Here is an 18,202-nt window from a genome sequence, read left to right on the forward strand (position 1 = left end):
GTGTGTCAGCCCCCGTTCCGTCGGTTGTCGGTCAGCCGTTCGAGCAGCGGGACGATGTCGTGCGGGCTCGGGGTGGCGAGAAGTTCCTCGTGGACGCCGTCGGCACCGGCCTGGAAGGAAGGCTCGGTCAGGACGCGGGCGAGCCGCTTGCTCATCTCCTCGACGGAGTGCTCGGCGCGGTCCAGCACCAGGCCGGCCCCGCGGCTGAGGACGTACCGCGACGTGGGTGGGGCGTCCATGTGCTTGGCGGTGAACGAGGTGTGCGTGCCGTCGTCGTGCCGGACACCGATCTCGATGTCCCCCACGGTGACGAGCTGTGGCACCCGCATCGCCGACGCCGCGCCGAACGTGCCGATCCCGCCGTGGTGGACGATGGCCGAGCAGCTCGGCAGCAGCTGGGTGAGGGGGACGTAGTCGACCGTGCGGACATTGCGCGGCACGTCGATGCCCTGGGTCTGCGCGCTGTCCAGCGTGGCGACCACCTCGACGTCGAGGTCGGCGACGCTGCGCAGCATGGTGGCGATGAACTCCTCGCCGTCCTTGAAGAACTGGCGGACCGACACGCCCAGGGACAGCGCCACCCTCGGCCGGTCGGGCTCGTGGCGCAGCCAGGGCGGGACCGCTCCGGTGCCGGTGAAGGGCACCCAGCGGACCGGGACGACCCGGTTGTCGGTGGGAAGCCGCATCGCGGACGGAACGGGGTCGATGGTCCACTGGCCGAGCAGCAGCTCGTCGTCGACGTCCACCCCGTAGTGCTCGGCGACGGGCCGCACCGCGCGCGCGAGCGGATGGTCCACGCCGGCCCTGGCTCCGGGCGCGAGACCGCCGATGCGTTCGGTCACCCAGCTCCAGTAGTCCAGGCCCCACAGCAACCGGGCGTGGGCGGCACCCGAGGCCCGTGCCGCCACGGCGGCCGACGGCCAGCACGGGTCCCAGATCACCAGATCGGGCTGCCAGAACCGGCAGAAGGAGACCAGGTCGTCGATGCCGGGCGGCGGTGCGGCCGGCGTGGCGTCGGCCGGGTGGAAGTCCCAGATCGCCGGGAGCACGAACGTACGGAACATCTTCCACGGGTCGGCGTCGGCGGGGGGCAGGTCCAAGGCCCGTTCGACGGCGTCCAGTTCCTCGGCCATGGCCGGGGGGACCGGGCGGGTGGCGGCCCGGGGGGACGGCATGCTCCGCGCGTCACCGAGGGGTATCGAGGTGAGTCCCACCGAGGCGATGGTCGCCGCCATGTCGGGGTGCGAGGCGACGACGACCTCGTGTCCGGCGCTGTGCAGGGCCCATGCGAGAGGGACCACGGGATACAGATGCGCGGCCGCCGGCCACACCGTCATGAGCACGCGCATGCAGAAATCTCCTCGTTCTCAGTGCCGGCTCCTCGTGGGGCGCGGTCGGCACAACGGCGCACGGGGCCCGAGTGACGCTACGCAAGCGCGCCCAATCGTCGTCCACTGCGGGGTAATCCCGAACGGGTGTCGCGACGGCACCTCACTCGAGTCGGGGCGCCGGCCCGGGTGGTCACGCACTTTCCGAGAGGTAAGTGACAAACACAGGGGAGCGCGCTTGAGGGTTGTGGGGCCGCGAACCACGATGGAGCCGGTGTTGCGGGACGCACGCGTCAGGTCCTGATGTCGGCGGCGCCCCCCCTACTTCAGCGCCAACCATCCGAGTTCTGGGAGCAATTGTGGACAACCGCACCCCTGTGACCGTCATCGGGCTGGGCTCGATGGGCACGGCCCTGGCCGAAGCCTTCATCGAGGCGGGCCACCCGACCACTGTGTGGAACCGGACGGCCTCGAAGGCCGCTCCGCTGGTGGAAAAGGGCGCCGTCCAGGCCGAGTCGGTCAAGGACGCGGTCGCGGCCGGCCCTCTGGTCATCACCTGTCTGACGACGTACGACGACACGCGCGCGGCGATCGAGCCGGCCGGCGAGGCGCTGAAGGGGCGAGCCCTTGTCACCCTGAACAGCGGGTCCCCCGCCGGTGCCCGTGAGACGGCTGCCTGGGCGCTGGGGCACGGTGCCCGTTTCCTGGGCGGTGCGGTCAAGAACGTGCCCTCCGCCGTGGGAGCCGAGGACACGCTGCTGTACTACGGCGGCGACAAGGGTGTCTTCGAGGAGTTCGAGTCGACGCTGCGGGTGATGGGCGGCGACACCGTGTTCCTCGGTGAGGACGCGGATCTGGCCGCGCTGTACGAGATGGCGGTGGGTGGCACGCTGCTGCCCGCGCTCGTCGGCTTCTTCCAGGGTGCCGCGGCCCTTCAGGCGCGCGGCCTGGAAGCGTCCTCCATGGTCCGCTTCAGCGTCAAGTGGTTCGAGATGATCAACTCCGTGCTGCCGCTGTTCGCCGAGGAGATCGACTCCGGCGACTACAGCAAGCCGGCGTCGTCGGTGAACCTGTTCGTCGCGGGCGCGGCGCACGACGCGGAGCTGGGCAAGGAGGCCGGGCTCGACATGTCGTGGCACAAGCCGTTCCACGACCTGCTGCACCGGGCGGTCGAGGCGGGTCACGGCGACCACAGCATCTCGGCGCTGACCGAGGTGCTGAAGCAGCCCAAGGCCTGACACACGTACTCGCCGGTCCGGCAAGCCGAACATCGGTTTGCCGGGCCGGGCCGAGCTGTTTCCCCGGTACGGGGTCGTGGCGCCGTGGGCGCCTACAGGACGGGGCTGTCCGGGTCGAGGCCCAGCAGGACGCGGCCGTGCACCTCCAGGTTGGAGACGGGCGTCATCATGCCGTGCAGTGACAGACCTTCCAGGTCACGGTAGAAACGCTGGAAGTGGGCGCCGCGGGACAGGGCGGACGCCCCGCTCATGGCGTGCAGGGTCTCCACGGCCTCCTTCACCAGTTGGATGGCGTATCCGCAGCGGCCGTGGATGGTGGCCCGCTCCTGCACCGTGGGGTGCGCGCCGCTGTCGGCCAGACGCTGCAGGAGGTCGATCACCTGGGCGTTGAGGGCCCTGGCCGCCACTATCTTGTTCTCGGCCGTGGCCACGCCGATCTGGGTGACCGGGTGCCGGCTCTGCTCCTCCCAGTTGGTGTACGCGATGGCCTTGCCCGGCAGCCGCTCGACGAACAGTTCGTAGGCGGCCTGCGCCATGCCGATGTAGACGGCCGCGCCTTCGGCGAGGACGAACCCCATGAGTCCGTAGCGACGGCCGGCGTTGCCGACGTGGTCCAGCAGGGTGCCCTCGACGGCCGCCTCGCCGTCCGCGACCCGATGGGCCGGCACGAAGACGTCCTTGGCCGTCGTGGTGGAGCTTCCGGTGCCGATGGCGGCCGACACATGCCAGTCGTCGGCGATCTGCAGTTCGGTCATCGGAACGAGGGCGTAGACCAGGTCCACCGAGCCGTCTGGGTGTTCGCGGAGCGCGGCGAGCATGTCCCAGTCGGCGGCCCGGCAGCCGGTGTTGAAGCGCCAGGAGCCGTTGAGGAGATAGCCGCCCTCGGTGGGCGTCAGGCTGCCGCTGGGGGTGAAGCCGCCCGAGACGCGCACGGCACCCTTCCCCAGGACCTCCTCCTGTGCCTTCTGCGGATACAGGCCGGCCATCCAGGCGGTCGACACCCAGGCGGCGGCGGTCCACCCGGTGGATCCGCAGCCGCGGGAGATCTCCTCCAGGACCGCCACCTGGTCCGCCAACGGCAGGTCGAGCCCGCCGTAGCGGCTCGGCACCGCCATGCGGAACACCCCCGCCTTGTCGAGCAGGTCGATGTTCTCCTCCGGTATCCAGCGCCGGTCCTCGGCCTCCCGGCCGTTCTCCCTGAGGGTGGGCACGACGGCGGTGACCGCCTCCAGGACGGCTGAGGCGCTGCTCGGGTCGGCTCGCATCTTGTCTTCCTTCTGATCGTCGTGGATGGTTCCCGCCGCAGGCCGGGGCGGTGTCAGAGCCGCACGGCAGCGCAGTTGAGTACCGCGAGCAGGGTCCGCGCCTGGACGTTGAGGTAGTGCCCGTGCCGGACGAGGGAGTTGAGCTGACCGGGGGTGACCCAGCGGTAGCCGGGCGGGGGCTCGTCCGGGGCCTGGTCCGCGTCGGCCGTCACGAACAGGTAGCGGCTCTCCGCGTTGAGGAAGCGGCCGCCCTCCTCCGAGTGGATCGCCTCGTAGCGGATGTCGGCCGGGTCCGCGTCCAGCACGAGGTCGAGGAAGGGGGGCCGCCGGCCGGCGCCGCGGTGGGCGTAGTTCTCCGGGGTGTACTGGACGGTGGGCGCCAGTTCGACGGTGTCGAGGAAGCCGCCCTCGACGCGGGCGTGGACCAGCACGTGCGGGACGCCGGCGAAGCGGCGTGTCACGAAGGCGATCACGCCCTCGGCGCAGGGTTCGATCAGCGGCTGGGACCAGGCGGTCACCTCCCGGCTGTCCGCCTGCACCGAGACGGCCACCACGCGGAAGTACCGCTGTGCGACGTGCTCGATGGTGGTGGGCGTGCGCACCCAGTCGGTGACCCGGGCCAGGGGCACGGGGTCCACCCGCACGTCGTGGCGGGAGCGTTCCGCCGTGAACCAGGACCTGACCTCGGTGTCGGAGTGCAGCGCCTCGCGCTCGGCGGGTTCCGTGGGAGCGCAGGCCAGCACGGTGCGCGCGTCCATGTTCACCACGTTGTCGCGGTGCAGGAGTTCACCGATCTGACCGAGGGTCAGCCAGCAGAAGTCCTCGTCGACCGGCACGTCCTCGTCGGTCTCCACGATCATGTTCCGGTTGGACTTGCGCAGGAACCAGGCGCCGTGTTCCGACTGCATCACGTCGGCCAGCACCCGGCCGCGCCCCGGCTCGACGAAGTGGTCGATGTACTTGACGTCCGCGCCCCGGTGGACCTTGGTGTAGTTGCTGCGGGTGGCCTGGACGGTGGGCGACAGCTGCAGCAGGTTCGGGTTGCCCGGCTCCATCTTCGCCTGCATCAGGAAGTGGAGGACTCCGTCGAACTCCTTGGCGAGGATGCCCAGAATGCCGACCTCGGGCTGGTTGATGATCGGCTGCTGCCAGTGCAGGAGCGGGTCGGGGCCTGTGGTGACGGACACCCCCTCGACGGTGAAGAACCGGCCGCTGTGGTGGCCGAGCACCCCGAAGTCGTCGCGGAACGACCAGCCGTCCAGCTCCGCGAAGGGGATGCGGTCCACGCGGAACCGGTGGGCCCGGGCACGCCGCGCGAGCCACTCGGTGAAGGCGTCCGTGGGCAGGAAGGCTCCGGTGCGGGTGGCGGCGGCCGACCGGGCGAACCGCGCGGTCAGGCGGTCGTCGAGGCGGGGGCGCAGGACCGTCGCGGTGCTCATCGCGCTCCCTTCGCGGGCCGCCGGGAGGCGGGGTTCTCCGCGTGGTCGCTCGTCGGCGCCGGTACGCCACGGTGCTTGGACGCCTTCCACCAGTGGACGTTGTCGCGGTACCAGGCGACCGTGTCGGCCAGGCCCGAGTCGAAGTCGACGGTGGGCGCGTAGCCCAGTTCCTCACGGATCTTGGTCTCGTCCAGCGAGTACCGCTGGTCGTGTCCCTTGCGGTCGGGGACGTAGCGGATCCAGGACCGGTCGAGGCCGGCCAGCTCGACCAGGCGCTCGGTCACGGCCAGGTTCGTCCGTTCGTTCCCGCCGCCCACGTTGTAGATCTCGCCGGCCCGGCCGCGGGTGAGGACCAGCTGGATGGCGCGTGAGTGGTCGTCGACGTGCAGCCATTCGCGGATGTTCAGGCCGTCGCCGTAGACCGGGACGGGCTCGCCTTCGAGGAGGTTGGTGATGAACAGCGGGATCAGTTTCTCGGGGTGCTGGTGGGGGCCGTAGTTGTTGGAGCAGCGGGTGATGGACAGGTCCAGGCCGTGGGAGCGCCAGAAGGCTCGGGCGATCAGGTCGGAGGCCGCCTTGGACGCGGCGTAGGGCGAGTTGGGCAGCAGCGGCCACTCCTCGGTCCACGAGCCGTGCTCGATGGTGCCGTAGACCTCGTCGGTGGACACGTGCACCACCCGTGGCACGCCGGCCCACACGCAGGCTTCCAGGAGCACCTGCGTGCCGAGGACGTTGGTGCGGGTGAAGGCGTCGGCGGAGGCCAGGGAGCGGTCCACGTGGGACTCGGCGGCGAAGTGGACCACCGCGTCGTGCCCGGGCAGCAGGTCGTGCAGCAGGTCGCGGTCGCAGATGTCGCCCACGACCAGGTCGAGCCGCGGGTGGCCGAGGGGGATGTTGTCGCGGTTGCCGGCGTAGGTGAGCTTGTCCAGCACGGTCACGTGCGCGTCCTCGTAGCCCGCGTAGCCACCCGCGAGCATGGTGCGCACGTAGTGCGAGCCGATGAACCCGGCACCGCCGGTCACCAGGACCCTCATGCCGCCACCTCCACGCGCGTGTGGTCGCCGACGACCAGCCGGTGGTGGGCGTCGACGTGGGCGCTGGGTCCGACGCTGGCCGCTCGCCCGATCAGGGAGGCGGCCAGGCCGGGGACCTCGGTGATCGAGGCGCCCGCCATGACGATGGAGTCGGCGAGGCGGGTGGCGCGCAGCACGCAGTGCTCGCCGATGGCGCTGTCCGGCCCGATGTGGCAGTCCTCGACGACGGTGTGCGCGCCGATGATCGCCGGTCCCACGATGCGGGAGCGCACGACGCGGGCCCCGGCCTCGACGACGACCCTGCCGACGATCTCGCTGGCGGCGTCGACGTCTCCGTCGACGCGCGGGACGAGCCGGGCCAGCATCCACCGGTTGCAGTCGAGTACGTCCTCGGCTCGTCCGGTGTCCTTCCAGTAGCCGGCGTACTCCCCGGCCCGCACGTCGGCGCCCTGGGTCACCAGCCACTGGATGGCGTCGGTGATCTCCAGTTCGCCGCGCGCGCTCGGCCGGATGGCGTCGACGGCCTCATGGATGGCGGGCGTGAAGAAGTACACGCCGACCAGGGCCAGGTCGCTCGCGGGCTTCTCGGGCTTCTCGACGAGACGCACCACGGTGCCGTCGGGGCCCAGTTCGGCGACGCCGAACGCCCGCGGGTCGGCGACCCTGCGCACCACGACCTGCGCGGCCGGGTGGTGCCGGTGGAAGTCGGCGGCGAGGGCGTCGATGCCCTGGGGCAGCATGTTGTCGCCGAGGTACATCACGAAGTCGTCCTCGCCGAGGAACGATCGTGCCAGCCGCACGCAGTGCGCGAGCCCCAGCGGCCGGTCCTGCCGGACGTAGGTGATGCGCGCGCCGAAGCGCGCGCCGTCGCCGACGACCTCGGCGATCTCGGAGGCCCGGTCACCGACGATGATCCCGATGTCGGTCACGCCCAGGTCGCGGATGCTTTCCAGCACGTGTTCCAGAACCGGTTTGTTGGCGACCGGGATGAGCTGTTTGGGCATCGAATAACTGAAGGGGCGCAGGCGTGTACCCGACCCGCCCGACAGCACCAGAGCCTTCATGTCAGTGAATTCCTTACGGCGTTGGATTGTGTGCCTCGTGCAGCAACCGGCCACCTGGCGAGAACTCCGGCCGCTTCGGCTTCCGCGACGCTCGGGGCGTTGGCGTCCTTCCGGGACATCAGCGGTGGTTCGTCGAAACCCCAGGGCAGGGCGAGATCGGGGTCGAGCGGGTCGATGTCGATCTGGGTGCCGGGCACGTGCTCGCTGGACAGGACGTAGCAGATGCAGGTGTCGTCGTCGAGCGCGAGGAATCCGTGCCCGACGCCTTCGGGTATGTACAGGGCGCGTCCCGATTCCGCGTCCAGGAGGGTCGTCTGGTACGTCCCGAAGGCCGGTGAGCCGACCCGGAGGTCGACGACGATGTCACGGAGTGCGCCGCGGACGCAGGTGACGTACTTGGCCTGCCCCGGCGGTATGGCCACGCTGTGGAGGCCGCGCAGGGTGTTGCGGTGGGACACGGAGTAGTTGATCTGCCGGGGGACGAAGGGGTGCCCCAGGGTGTCGGCGAGCAGATCGGACCGGAAGTGTTCGAAGAACGCGCCGCGCTCGTCGACGAGGTGCCGGGGCGTGATGACGTACGCCCCGGGGACGGCTGTCTCGGAGATGTGCACGGGCGGGGACCGCCTTCCTTCTCGCGCCGGCCGTCAGTGAGCTGCCGCGGTCAGGCGGTGCTCGACGGCCTTGCGCAGTTCGTCCGCGACGGTGCGCACCTCGGAGTCGTCGAGCCCCTGGTGCAGGGGCAGCAGCAGCGTCGTCGCGGACGCCTCCTCGACACCGGGCAGGTCCCGCGGTCCGGCACCGTAGGCGGGCACCTTGTGCAGCGGCGGGTAGCGGAAGGTGGTGTAGATGTCGCGGGCCAGCAGATCGGCTGCGACCTGGTCCCGGATCGCCGCGTCCAGCTGCACCCAGTAGAAGTAGTACGTGCCGTGCTGGCCCTCCGGCAGGGCGGGCGGCAGCACGACGCCCTCGGCACCGGCCAGCAGCCGGTCGTAGAGCCCCGAGATCTCCTGGCGCCGTGCGACGAACCCGGGCAGCCGGCGCAGTTGCACGGTGCCGATCGCCGCGGTCAGGTCGTTGCCGATCAGGCGACGGCCGAACTCCCGCACCTCCAGGTCCCACCAGCGGTCGGACACCTTGGCCTTGGAGAAGCCGGTGGCCTTGTTGTCCAGGCCGTGGTAGGCCAGCCTGCGGGCCTTGCGGGCGAGTTCGGCGTCGCGGACGTACAGCATGCCGCCGTCCCCGGTGACCAGGACCTTCATGGCGTCGAAGCTCCACACCCCCAGGTCGCCGAACGTGCCGCACCGGGTCTCGCCGTCGCCCGAGGCGACGGCGCAGGCGGCGTCCTCGACCAGCGTCACGCCACGGGAGCGGCACAGCTCGGCGATGGCCGCCACCTCGCCGGGGAGGCCGCCGTAGTGCAGCAGGAGCACCGCCTTGGTGCGCGGGGACAGGGCGCTCTCCACGTGGGCCGGCGTCGGGTTGAGGGTGCGCGGGTCGACGTCGCAGAACACCGGGCGGGCGCCGGTGGACGCCACGGCGTTGGCGGCGGCCACGAAACTCACCGAGGGCAGCACGACCTCGTCACCGGGGCCGAGGCCGAGGAGTTCGGTGGCGAGGAAGAGTCCGGCCGTGGCCGCGTTGATGAAGATCGTGTGTTCCGGCGGGACGCCCAGGTGTTCGGCGAACCGGGCCTCGAACTCCCTGGTGCGGGGGCCGTGTCCCAGCCAGTTGTCGGCGAACACCTCTGAAACGGCCTCGAGTTCCTCGGCGCCCAGGCTGGGCTGGAACACGTTGATCATCGTAAATGCTCCGATCGGAGGTCGCGGTGAATTGCACTGCCGCACCGGCAGCAGCGGACAGGGACCGCTCCTGCGCCCGACAGGCGGGGTTTCCGGCACCGAATCGGGCAGCGGAATTCAACAGCCGCCACCTAACGCCTGAGGAAGCTACACGGGCCCCTCAGGAAGGCAGTAACGGCGCGGTAACCACCGGCTCTCCGCCCTTCGATGACCGGCTGATGGAACGGCCGCCCATACCGTGTGACGGCGCATTCGCAGTTCCGTGGCTCCACCACGCCGAAGACACAGCGGCGTCGAATTCACCAAGAAGGGGAGCGGTATCGCCATGACCGTAGCCAGTGACGAGCTGACCGAAGAAGTTCTCGCGCACGCCGAGAACTACGTGCGTGCTTTCAACTCGGGCGACGCGGCCGCCGTCGACCTGCTCTACACCGAGGACGCGGTCTCCGTCTGGGAAAAGGGCAAGCCGGTGAGCGGCGCCGAGCGCAGGGCCGGCCTCGCCGAATTCTTGGCGCGGAAGCCGGTGATGAAGATCGAGATTCTCGAGTCGTACGTCATCTCCGACACCGCGCTGCTCGCCGTGGACTGGACGATCGACACCCCCACGTCGCAGGGCACCGAGCGCCAACAGGGCATCGGCGTGGACGTGCTGCGGCGCGGCGCCGACGGCCGGTGGCGCTTCGCCATCGACAACCCGTACGGCACGGACATCTGACCCGCCCTCCCCCGTCCCGTCCCGGCGGCCTTGCCGGCTGCCCGCACCCCGACCACGAAGCGAGGAAGCCCGACCATGAGCCAGGCCCTGGACCTCACCCTCACCGACGACCCGCACCAGCAGAACGACGTGTTCACCGACGCCTTCAACTCCGGTGAGGGCGCCGTCTTCGACCAGCTGTACCGGTCGGACGCGATCTCCAACCTCACCGGCACGACGCTGACCGGCCCCGAGCGCACCCGGGCCATCACGGAGTTCCTCGCCACCAGGCCGAAGCTGACCGCCACGGTGCGGCAGACCTACCGCACGGGCGACACGATGCTGCTGATCGTGGACTTCTCGGTGGAGGCCGTGGGCGCGGACGGCTCCCCAGAGAAGCTCGACGGCCGGTGCACGGACGTGCTCGTGCGGGACGGGAACGGCAAGTGGATCATGGCGATCGACCGTCCGGTGATGCACACCCCCAACACCTAGGCCACCGCCCCGCGGACCCCATCTCACGAGGACGGATCACGATGGATTCTCTGACCGAGGCTCTCCTTACGGGTGCTCCGGAGGAGGTTCTCGCGCGCGAGCAGGTGCCGGACCATTTCGACGCCGCCCACCTGCGCGCCGAGGACGTCGGCATGTTCGAGGGAGCGCAGGACAAGGACGTACGCCGGTCCATCCGGGTGGGCCCGGTGGCCATGCCGGAACTGGCGCCGGACGAGGTGCTGGTGGCGGTCATGGCCAGCGCGATCAACTACAACACGGTGTGGTCCGCGACCTTCGAGCCGGTGCCGACCTTCCGGTTCCTGGAGCGCTTCGGCCGCCAGGGCGGCCACGCCGCCCGGCACGACCTGCCGTACCAGGTGATCGGCTCGGACGCCTCCGGTGTCGTGGTGCGGGCCGGCTCCGCCGTGCGGCGCTGGCGCCCGGGCGCCCACGTCGTCGTCTCCTGCGTCCAGGTGGACGACCACGAACCGGCCACGCACGCGGACGCCATGCTGGGTGCCGAGCAGCGCATCTGGGGTTACGAGACGAACTTCGGCGGCCTCGCCCGGTACGCCGTGGTCAAGGCCAGTCAGCTGCTGCCGAAGCCGGGCCATCTGACCTGGGAGGAGTCGGCCGGTGTGCTGCTCACCGCGGCAACCTCCTACCGGATGCTGATCAGCGACAAGGGTGCCCGGATCAAGCTCGGTGACGTGGTGCTGATCTGGGGCGCCACCGGTGGCCTCGGGGCGTTCGCGGTGCAACTGGTCAAGCAGGCCGGCGGGATCCCGGTCGGGGTGGTCGGTTCCGAGCGGAAGGCGAAGGCCCTGCGCGCCCTGGGCTGCGATGTGATCGTCAACCGGGCCGAGATCGGCCTGGGCGACGCGACGACGCCCGAGGAGACCGTCGAGCAGGGCAAGCGCCTGGGGCGGTTCATCCGCCGCGAGGTCGGCGAGGACCCCAGCGTCGCCTTCGACTACATCGGCCGCGCCACCTTCGGCGTCTCGGTGTTCGTCGTACGCCGCGGCGGCACCGTGGTCACCTGCGGCTCCAGCACCGGCTACCAGCACACCTACGACAACCGCTACCTGTGGATGAACTCCAAGCGGATCGTCGGCAGTCACGCCGCGAACCTCCAGGAACAGGCCGAGCTGAACCGGCTGGTCGCGCTCGGCAGGATCGCCCCCGTGCTCTCCTCGGTGTACACCCTGGACGAGGTGGGCGAGGCGGCGCGACTGGTGCAGACCAACCAGCACCTCGGCAAGGTGGCCGTGCTGTGCCAGGCGCCCCGGGAGGGCCTCGGGGTCACCGACCCGCAGCTGCGGGAGCGGATCGGCGCCGACGCGCTCAATCCGCTGCGGAGCCTGTGATGGACGAGCGGCCCATCGGGATCCTGGGCACGGGCTCCTACCTTCCCAAGGACGAGGTCGGCAACGACGAGATCGCCGCCCGGGTGGGAGTGAGCCCGCAGTGGATCGAGGAGCGCACCCACATCACCGCCCGGCGTTTCGCCGCGCCGCACGAGGCGACCTCGGACCTGGCGGTGCGGGCCGCCGAACGCGCGCTGGAGTCGGCGGGACTGACGGCCGGCGACATCGACTACCTCATCGTGTCCACCTCCACGCCGGACTCCCCCCAGCCCCCGACGGCGTACCACGTCCAGCGGGGACTGGACGCCCGTGCCGCGGTCTGTTTCGACGTCAACGTCGTCTGCAGCGGCTTCGTGTACGCACTCGAGGTCGCGCGCCGGCTGCTCGCCGGACGCCCGGGAGGCCGGGCGCTGGTCGTCGGAGCCGACGTGTACTCGCGGATCCTGGACTTCACGGACCGGCGTACGGCCGTGCTGATGGCGGACGGGGCGGGAGCCGCCGTGATCGGGGAGGTCGAGCCGCCCCGTGGGTTCGTCGACATGGAGCTGGCCAGCCGGGGCGAGGGCCACCGGCTGATCCGGGTCGAGGCGGGCGGCAGCCGGCTGCCCGCGTCCGAGCGGACCCTGCGGGAGGGCTCGCACTTCTTCCGCATGGAGGGCCGCGCGGTGCGGGACTTCGTCCTGGAGAACCTGCCCGGCCTCGTCGAGACGCTGTGCCGGCGTGCAGGTGTGTCCCGGGACCGCATCGACCACTTCGTGCCCCACCAGCCCAACGGGGTCATGCTCGCGCAGATCGTCGAGCGGTTGGGCCTGGCGGCCGCCATGACCCACCGGACCCTCGACCGGTACGGCAATCCCGGCAACGCCGCCGTCGCCGTGACGCTCGACACGGCGAACCGGCAGGGCCATCTCAACGACGGCGACATCGTGCTGCTCGCGGGTTTCGGCGGCGGCATGTCGATGGGCGCCGGCCTCATCCGCTGGGGAGTGACAGCATGACCACGACTGTGCAGAGCGCGCCGGACATCCACCGGGTGGGCGTCGTCGGCTGCGGCCAGATGGGCGCCGGCATCGCCGAGATCTGCGCGAAGGCCGGCCTGGACGTGACCGTGGTGGTCTCGCGGCCGGAGTCCGTCGCCCCGGGACGTCGGCGCATCGAGGCGTCGCTCGACCGCGCGGTGGACAAGGAGAAGCTGACCGTGCAGCAACGGGACGCCGCCCTGGCCCGCATCACCCTGACGGCGGACCTCGACGAGCTGGCCGACCGGCAGTTCGTCATCGAGTCCATCCGCGAGGACGAGAGCGCCAAGGTCGAGCTGTTCGCCCGCCTGGACGCGATCGTCAAGGATCCGGAGGCGATCCTGGCCTCCAACACCTCTTCCCTGCCCATCATGCGGCTGGGCCGTTCCACCGGTCGCCCCCAACGGGTGGTGGGAGTCCACTTCTTCAGCCCCGTGCCGGTGCTGCCGCTGGTGGAGCTGACGGGGTCGCTGCTGACCGACGAGGAGGTCCGCGACCGCACCGAGCGCTTCGTGACGGACGTGCTCGGCAAGCAGGTGATCCGTACCGAGGACCGGGCCGGGTTCGTCGTCAACGCCCTGCTGATCCCGTATCTGCTGGCCGCCGTCCGCATGGTGGAGTCGGGATTCGCCACGGCCGAGGTCATCGACCAGGCCATGCGGCTGGGCTGCTCCCACCCCATGGGCCCGCTGCGGCTCGCGGACCTCATCGGGCTGGATGTCGTCGCCTCGATCGCGGACTCGCTGTACGAGGAGTTCAAGGAACCGCTGTACGCACCGCCGTCGCTGCTCGTGCGCATGGTCGAGGGCGGCATGCTCGGGCGCAAGACGGCGCACGGCTTCTACTCGTATGCCGACTGACCGGGCCGGCGGTACCGGTCCTCACGTCCCTCGTCACAGTCTCCCGGAGGTTTCAGGATGAGTTCCACGACCGCCTCGGAGGGCGCCGAGGCGCTCCGGGCGACACCGGCCGAGCTGCGCGAGGCCATGTCGCGGTTCGCGACCGGTGTCGTCGTGCTGAGCGTCGGCGGCGACCACATCCACGCGATGACGGCCAACGCCTTCAGCTCCGTCTCCCTCACCCCGCCCACCGTGCTGTGCTGCGTGTCCCACAGCGCGGTGATGCACAAGGCGATCACGGCCGAGCGGCGTTTCGGTGTGTCGGTCCTCAGCGCGGACCACGAGGGCCTGGCACGTCATTTCGCGGACCGGAACCGGCCGCTGGGCGCCGAGCAGTTCGACGGCGTCGACTGGGAGCCCGGCCCGCTGACGCGGGCACCGCTGCTGCGGGGCGCGCTGGCCTGGCTGGAGTGCGAGCTGTCCGAGTTCCACGACTCGGGGGACCACTCGATATTCATCGGGGACGTGGCCGGCGCGAGCAGCGGATCGACCGGGGCCGGACTGCTCTTCTTCGGTGGCCGGTTCGAGCACACCGTGTCCCGTCACTGAGTGACCGTCGCGGGGGGATGAGCAGCCATGCCTACCGGAACCGAAGCCGGGGACAGCCTCGGCATGGTGGACGCGGCCGCCGCGGGGCGCTGGTTCTCCGAGGCCCTCACCGAGGGGTTGGCGCGGGCGACGGCACAACGCGACCACACCGCGGCCGACCACACCGAGACCGACCGCCGGCCCGCCGGGCGTACCGCCCCCGGCCGCCTTCCCGCCGACGGCCCCGACCCGCGGCGCACCGTCATCGACCCCCTGCCCGCCGGCCAAGGAGGGCCGCACACGAAGTCGGCCATCCCCTTCGCGACCGCCGTGCTGACTGCTTTCGAGGCGTCTCTCGCCCGCGCGCTCACCACGGCGGAACGCCGTGACGGCACCCTGCGCCGGGCCCTCTCCCACGAGGCCCGCAGGGTGCTGCTCGGCGCGCTCGACGCCGGGCGGGGCACGGCGGGGCGCTCCGCCGTCCGAGGCGGCCGTACGAAACTGTCGGCCCGGCACCGGGCGCTGGTGTCGGCGCTGGTCCTGGAATGTCTGGTCCTCGTCCTCGCCGAACGCCCGCACCCGACGGACGCCCCCGAGCACCTTCACTCCCTGGCACGCGAACTGGGCCGGTCCACGCGCGCGGCGCTGACGGGCAGCGGTCGTTCCTGAGCCGGGGTGTCCCTCGATTACCTGGCCGTTACCGCGCGATGGCAGTGGCCGAATTCCTCACCCGTAGGGTGGATTTCGGATCCTGCGGCGCGATGCGAGCCGGCGGGGTCGGCCCGTGTTCCCGCGCCCACCGGTGACGGACCGCGCACGGGCACCAACGGGGGAATCGAAGGGAGACAGGACAGCCATGGTCTCGAACTGCACGCCACGGGCTGCGATCCAGCACCTCTGACAGCCCGCGCGGGCGGCGCGTCGCCGCCGCCCGGCCCAACGGTCCGTGTCCGACGCGCCGTTCGCCATGGCCGGAGCCCCGCCCTGCGCGGGTGGGGGCCGTCGCGACGTGTCCCGTACGGCCGGCCTTCGCGCGTCCGTCCCACGGTCCCCGCCCCGGTGACGCGCAACGTGCTGACGCGGATACCTCCCCCGCACGCGCGATGCCCCACACAGGTGCATCCGGCCGCGCCTCGCGTCGGGACACCCGTCGTCCACACAGCTCGCCACCTCTCCCCGTCGTCCTGGAACGGGGTCGTCAAGGAAGGCACCATGAACGCTGCAGACAAGCTTCCCGGTTCCGGACCGAGGCATGCGGCCTCGCGCCGAACGATTCTCAAAGCCACCGGGGCCACCGCACTGGCGGCCGGAGTCGGTGCCGTCACGCTGAACACCGCCCGTGCCGACGGTCCCGAGGACGCGCCCACCGACGTCGTCGTCATCGGCGCGGGTTTCGCGGGTGCCACCGCCGCCCGGGAACTCACGGCCGGGGGACTGAGCGTGCGGGTCCTGGAGGCCCGTGACCGCATCGGCGGCCGCGTGTGGACCTCCTCGTTCGCCGGCGAGCAGGTCGAGATGGGCGGAACCTGGCTGGATCGCAAGCAGAAACACGTCTGGGCGGAGGTGGAGCGCTACGGCATGCGCATCGTCTCGGACGCCGCGCCGACCCGTGCCTTCGTGCCCGCGGCGAGCGGCTTTCGTGAGATGTCCCCCGCCGAGGTGTACGCCCGCCAGTCGGAACTGATCACGCCGTTCTTCGAAGGCTCGCGCGACTACTTCCCCCGCCCCTACGAGCCGCTCCACCGCGCGGACCTGGTGCGTCCGGTCGACGCCCTGTCGATGCGCGACCGGCTCGACCAGCTGCGGTACAGCGCGGACGACGAGCTGCTGGTCAGCAACACCGTCGGCGGGCTGACCGGTTCGGCGTCGACGGTCGGTCTCGCGTGCGTAGCCCACTGGTGGTCCCTGTCCGGCTGGAGCTTCGACGGCTACATGAGCGTGAACACCGACCGCCCGGAAGCGGGGTCGACCGCCCTGGTCAAGGCGATCCTCGACGACTCCGGGGTCACGCCGGTGCTCCGCTCGCCGGTGGCGTCCGTCACGGACGACGGCCGCAAGGTGAAGGTGACCACGCGTGCCGGCAAGACGTACACCGCCCGTGCCGTGGTCGTCGCCGTGCCCGTGAACACGTGGAACACCATCGCCTTCGCCCCGGGGCTGCCCGCCGAGTACACCAGGCTGTCCACGGACGGCCTGGGTGTACGGACCTCGCAGAAGTTCCTCATGCACGTGCGGGGCGCGGACCTCGGCCGCTTCTACGTGGAGGGCCCGGCAGGCGCGCCTCTGCTGAACGTGGTGCCCTTCAAGGAACGCGCGGACGGCAACATCATGGTCGGCTTCTCGGCCAGTCCCACCTTCGACCCGACCGACACCTCGGCCGTGCAGGCCGAGTTGCGCAAGGTCGTGCCCGGCATCGAGGTCGTGGCGGTGAAAGCACAGCACTGGGGCCGTGACCCGTACTCCCGTGGCGGCTGGGCGGTACGGCGGCCCGGGGTGCTGACCGGTCCGCTCAGGTCGGTCCAGCAGCCCCGGGGCCGGGTGGCGTTCGCCACCGGCGACATAGCCGACGGCTGGCACGGGTTCATGGACGGTGCCATCGAGACCGGATTCACCGCGGCGGCCCAGGTGGCCGAAATCCTCGGCGGGTGATCCGGGGCCGGTGCCGCCCTGACGGGCGGGCGGCCCCTCTGATTACCGACGCGTGACTGTGCCCTGGGCCGTGCGCCCTAGCGTGTTCACTGATTTTCGGTCGGCCCAGGCACATGTGTCCCCAACCCAGGCGAGAGGCTATTCCATGACGGCACCAGCACCGCCCACCGAACTGTTCGGGTACGACTACTACCAGAACCCGTATCCCACTCTGGAATGGCTTCGCGAGAATTCTCCGATGCACCCGTTCCGCTTTCCCGTCGGGGACATTCCGCTCTGGATCGCCACGCGCTTCGACGATGTGCAGCAGCTCCTGGGCGACCCTCGGTTCAGCACCAACCCGGCCTGGGCGAGCAAGGAGTTCATCGACGGCGGAATGGCGGTGGGCAAGGGCACGGCGATCGAGCGGATCATCACGATGCTCGATCCGCCGGACCACACGCGCGTGCGCCGACTGGCGATGAGCACCTTCACACCGCGGCGCATCGCGCAGTGGGAGGAGCCGACCCACGCGGTGGTCGAGGCGGAGCTGGACCGCCTGGAGAAGCAGGACCAGCCGGATGTCATGGACTACGCGGGCGCGATCCCGGCGGCGCTGATGGGCAACATCCTCGGCTTCCCGCTCGACCGCTTCAACGAGATGATCCATGCCATCGAGCGCGCGTTCCACACCGATCCGGAGGACGCGGACGCCAATCGCCTCGCGTTCGAGGAGATCGCGGAGTACGGCCGCGGACTCATCGCCCACAAGCGCCGCAACCCCTCGGACGATCTGGCGTCCGCGCTGATCGAGGCCCGGGACGGCGAGGACCGGCTCGACGAGACCGAACTCGTCGCCATGATCGCCGTGTTGATCATGGCCGGCCTGGACACCACCCGGAACCTGATCGGGACGTCCGTCCTCTCCCTGCTGGAACGGCCCGACCAGCGCAGGCTGCTCCTGGAGCGTCCCGAGCTCAAGGACACGGCGGTGGAGGAGTTCCTGCGCTTCAACGGCGGTGTCGCGGTGGGCTTCTTCCGCTTCGCCAAGGAGGACCTGGAGTTCGCGGGGGTGTCACTGCCCGCGGGCTCTCCGGTGATACCCGCGGTCGGGTCGGCCAACAGGGATCCGCGCCGCTGGCCGGACGCCGACCGGCTCGACATCACTCGTACCGGACCACGGCATGTGGGGCTCGGGCACGGCCTGCACAACTGTCTGGGAGCGGCGCTCGCCCGGCTGGAGGCGGCCGTCGCCATCCCCGCGATCATGCGGCGGTTTCCCCAGATGACCCTCGCGGTGCCCGTCGAGGAGCTGCGCTACGACGAGATGTGGCTGGTGCGCAGCATCAATTCGTTCCCGGTCCGTCTGCACGGCGACGGGAAGCGGTGAGCGACCACCCTTCGG

At 70.8% G+C, this 18,202-nt stretch carries 17 protein-coding genes; 10 read left to right on the forward strand and 7 right to left on the reverse strand.

What is annotated here, in order from left to right; genetic code table 11:
* Nucleotides 1–5: 5 nt before the first annotated feature.
* Nucleotides 6–1,349: a nucleotide disphospho-sugar-binding domain-containing protein gene (locus BM536_RS27135; RefSeq protein WP_094103620.1), complete on the reverse strand. Its 1,344-nt coding sequence runs from the start codon at nucleotides 1,347–1,349 to the stop codon at nucleotides 6–8.
* A gap of 338 nt (nucleotides 1,350–1,687) precedes the next feature.
* On the opposite strand from BM536_RS27135, the gene BM536_RS27140 reads away from it, so the two are divergent.
* Nucleotides 1,688–2,566: an NAD(P)-dependent oxidoreductase gene (locus BM536_RS27140; protein WP_211362953.1), complete on the forward strand. Its 879-nt coding sequence runs from the start codon at nucleotides 1,688–1,690 to the stop codon at nucleotides 2,564–2,566.
* Nucleotides 2,567–2,658: 92 nt separating this feature from the next.
* Here BM536_RS27140 and BM536_RS27145 read toward each other — a convergent pair whose 3' ends face one another.
* From BM536_RS27145 to BM536_RS27170, 6 genes are read right to left on the reverse strand one after another with little or no spacing between them, the layout of a single operon-like run.
* Nucleotides 2,659–3,831 (reverse strand): acyl-CoA dehydrogenase family protein, encoded by a 1,173-nt coding sequence (locus BM536_RS27145; RefSeq protein ID WP_073493422.1) that lies wholly within the window; start codon nucleotides 3,829–3,831, stop codon nucleotides 2,659–2,661.
* A 53-nt stretch (nucleotides 3,832–3,884) separates the two neighbouring features.
* Nucleotides 3,885–5,270 carry an NDP-hexose 2,3-dehydratase family protein gene (locus tag BM536_RS27150; RefSeq protein WP_073493420.1) on the reverse strand — a complete coding sequence of 462 codons (1,386 nt, stop codon included), beginning with the start codon at nucleotides 5,268–5,270 and terminating at the stop codon, nucleotides 3,885–3,887.
* Complete coding sequence (gene rfbB / locus BM536_RS27155) at nucleotides 5,267–6,304, reverse strand: dTDP-glucose 4,6-dehydratase (protein ID WP_079275003.1); 1,038 nt, start codon at nucleotides 6,302–6,304, stop codon at nucleotides 5,267–5,269. Before rfbB ends, BM536_RS27150 begins: the two co-directional genes overlap by 4 nt.
* Nucleotides 6,301–7,368 (reverse strand): glucose-1-phosphate thymidylyltransferase, encoded by a 1,068-nt coding sequence (locus BM536_RS27160; RefSeq protein ID WP_073493418.1) that lies wholly within the window; start codon nucleotides 7,366–7,368, stop codon nucleotides 6,301–6,303. The genes rfbB and BM536_RS27160 overlap by 4 nt, the downstream gene beginning before the upstream one ends.
* Entirely contained in the window at nucleotides 7,365–7,979 is a 615-nt protein-coding gene (locus BM536_RS27165; protein ID WP_073493416.1) for a dTDP-4-dehydrorhamnose 3,5-epimerase family protein, read from the reverse strand. The genes BM536_RS27160 and BM536_RS27165 overlap by 4 nt, the downstream gene beginning before the upstream one ends.
* A 33-nt stretch (nucleotides 7,980–8,012) precedes the next feature.
* Nucleotides 8,013–9,167 carry a DegT/DnrJ/EryC1/StrS family aminotransferase gene (locus BM536_RS27170; protein WP_094103621.1) on the reverse strand — a complete coding sequence of 385 codons (1,155 nt, stop codon included), beginning with the start codon at nucleotides 9,165–9,167 and terminating at the stop codon, nucleotides 8,013–8,015.
* 325 nt (nucleotides 9,168–9,492) lie between these two features.
* On the opposite strand from BM536_RS27170, the gene BM536_RS27175 reads away from it, so the two are divergent.
* The 9 genes from BM536_RS27175 (at nucleotide 9,493) to BM536_RS27215 (ending at nucleotide 18,187) form a co-directional block, all read left to right on the forward strand.
* On the forward strand, nucleotides 9,493–9,882 hold the full coding sequence (locus BM536_RS27175) for a YybH family protein (protein ID WP_073493414.1): 390 nt from the start codon (nucleotides 9,493–9,495) through the stop codon (nucleotides 9,880–9,882).
* A 75-nt stretch (nucleotides 9,883–9,957) separates the two neighbouring features.
* Nucleotides 9,958–10,356: a YybH family protein gene (locus BM536_RS27180; RefSeq protein WP_073493412.1), complete on the forward strand. Its 399-nt coding sequence runs from the start codon at nucleotides 9,958–9,960 to the stop codon at nucleotides 10,354–10,356.
* A gap of 41 nt (nucleotides 10,357–10,397) precedes the next feature.
* A complete protein-coding gene (gene ccrA, locus BM536_RS27185) occupies nucleotides 10,398–11,723 on the forward strand; it encodes a crotonyl-CoA carboxylase/reductase (RefSeq protein ID WP_073493410.1) in 1,326 nt (441 codons plus the stop codon).
* The gene (locus BM536_RS27190) at nucleotides 11,723–12,721 is read left to right on the forward strand and encodes a 3-oxoacyl-ACP synthase III family protein (RefSeq protein ID WP_073493408.1); all 999 of its coding nucleotides are present in this window, start codon (nucleotides 11,723–11,725) and stop codon (nucleotides 12,719–12,721) included. The genes ccrA and BM536_RS27190 overlap by 1 nt, the downstream gene beginning before the upstream one ends.
* Nucleotides 12,718–13,602 carry a 3-hydroxybutyryl-CoA dehydrogenase gene (locus BM536_RS27195; RefSeq protein WP_073493406.1) on the forward strand — a complete coding sequence of 295 codons (885 nt, stop codon included), beginning with the start codon at nucleotides 12,718–12,720 and terminating at the stop codon, nucleotides 13,600–13,602. The genes BM536_RS27190 and BM536_RS27195 overlap by 4 nt, the downstream gene beginning before the upstream one ends.
* 57 nt (nucleotides 13,603–13,659) lie before the next feature.
* Nucleotides 13,660–14,190, forward strand: a complete 531-nt coding sequence (locus BM536_RS27200; RefSeq protein WP_073493404.1) for a flavin reductase family protein — start codon at nucleotides 13,660–13,662, stop codon at nucleotides 14,188–14,190.
* A gap of 27 nt (nucleotides 14,191–14,217) precedes the next feature.
* Nucleotides 14,218–14,838 carry a hypothetical protein gene (locus tag BM536_RS40390; protein WP_094103622.1) on the forward strand — a complete coding sequence of 207 codons (621 nt, stop codon included), beginning with the start codon at nucleotides 14,218–14,220 and terminating at the stop codon, nucleotides 14,836–14,838.
* A 543-nt stretch (nucleotides 14,839–15,381) separates the two neighbouring features.
* Complete coding sequence (locus BM536_RS27210) at nucleotides 15,382–16,818, forward strand: flavin monoamine oxidase family protein (RefSeq protein WP_073493400.1); 1,437 nt, start codon at nucleotides 15,382–15,384, stop codon at nucleotides 16,816–16,818.
* A gap of 145 nt (nucleotides 16,819–16,963) precedes the next feature.
* Nucleotides 16,964–18,187 carry a cytochrome P450 family protein gene (locus tag BM536_RS27215; protein WP_211362954.1) on the forward strand — a complete coding sequence of 408 codons (1,224 nt, stop codon included), beginning with the start codon at nucleotides 16,964–16,966 and terminating at the stop codon, nucleotides 18,185–18,187.
* The last annotated feature ends 15 nt before the right edge of the window (nucleotides 18,188–18,202 follow it).

The sequence above is a fragment of the Streptomyces phaeoluteigriseus genome (assembly GCF_001896135.2).
GTDB lineage: Bacteria > Actinomycetota > Actinomycetes > Streptomycetales > Streptomycetaceae > Streptomyces > Streptomyces phaeoluteigriseus.

Bases quoted from the DNA above. Each gene is read 5' to 3' on its own strand.
- BM536_RS27135 (WP_094103620.1), bottom strand. From the start codon at position 1,349: ATGCGCGTGCTCATGACGGTGTGGCCGGCGGCCGCGCATCTGTATCCC.
- BM536_RS27145 (WP_073493422.1), bottom strand. From the start codon at position 3,831: ATGCGAGCCGACCCGAGCAGCGCCTCAGCCGTCCTGGAGGCGGTCACC.
- BM536_RS27150 (WP_073493420.1), bottom strand. From the start codon at position 5,270: ATGAGCACCGCGACGGTCCTGCGCCCCCGCCTCGACGACCGCCTGACC.
- rfbB (WP_079275003.1), bottom strand. From the start codon at position 6,304: ATGAGGGTCCTGGTGACCGGCGGTGCCGGGTTCATCGGCTCGCACTAC.
- BM536_RS27160 (WP_073493418.1), bottom strand. From the start codon at position 7,368: ATGAAGGCTCTGGTGCTGTCGGGCGGGTCGGGTACACGCCTGCGCCCC.
- BM536_RS27170 (WP_094103621.1), bottom strand. From the start codon at position 9,167: ATGATCAACGTGTTCCAGCCCAGCCTGGGCGCCGAGGAACTCGAGGCC.
- BM536_RS27175 (WP_073493414.1), top strand. From the start codon at position 9,493: ATGACCGTAGCCAGTGACGAGCTGACCGAAGAAGTTCTCGCGCACGCC.
- BM536_RS27180 (WP_073493412.1), top strand. From the start codon at position 9,958: ATGAGCCAGGCCCTGGACCTCACCCTCACCGACGACCCGCACCAGCAG.
- ccrA (WP_073493410.1), top strand. From the start codon at position 10,398: ATGGATTCTCTGACCGAGGCTCTCCTTACGGGTGCTCCGGAGGAGGTT.
- BM536_RS27190 (WP_073493408.1), top strand. From the start codon at position 11,723: ATGGACGAGCGGCCCATCGGGATCCTGGGCACGGGCTCCTACCTTCCC.
- BM536_RS27195 (WP_073493406.1), top strand. From the start codon at position 12,718: ATGACCACGACTGTGCAGAGCGCGCCGGACATCCACCGGGTGGGCGTC.
- BM536_RS27200 (WP_073493404.1), top strand. From the start codon at position 13,660: ATGAGTTCCACGACCGCCTCGGAGGGCGCCGAGGCGCTCCGGGCGACA.
- BM536_RS40390 (WP_094103622.1), top strand. From the start codon at position 14,218: ATGCCTACCGGAACCGAAGCCGGGGACAGCCTCGGCATGGTGGACGCG.
- BM536_RS27210 (WP_073493400.1), top strand. From the start codon at position 15,382: ATGAACGCTGCAGACAAGCTTCCCGGTTCCGGACCGAGGCATGCGGCC.
- BM536_RS27215 (WP_211362954.1), top strand. From the start codon at position 16,964: ATGACGGCACCAGCACCGCCCACCGAACTGTTCGGGTACGACTACTAC.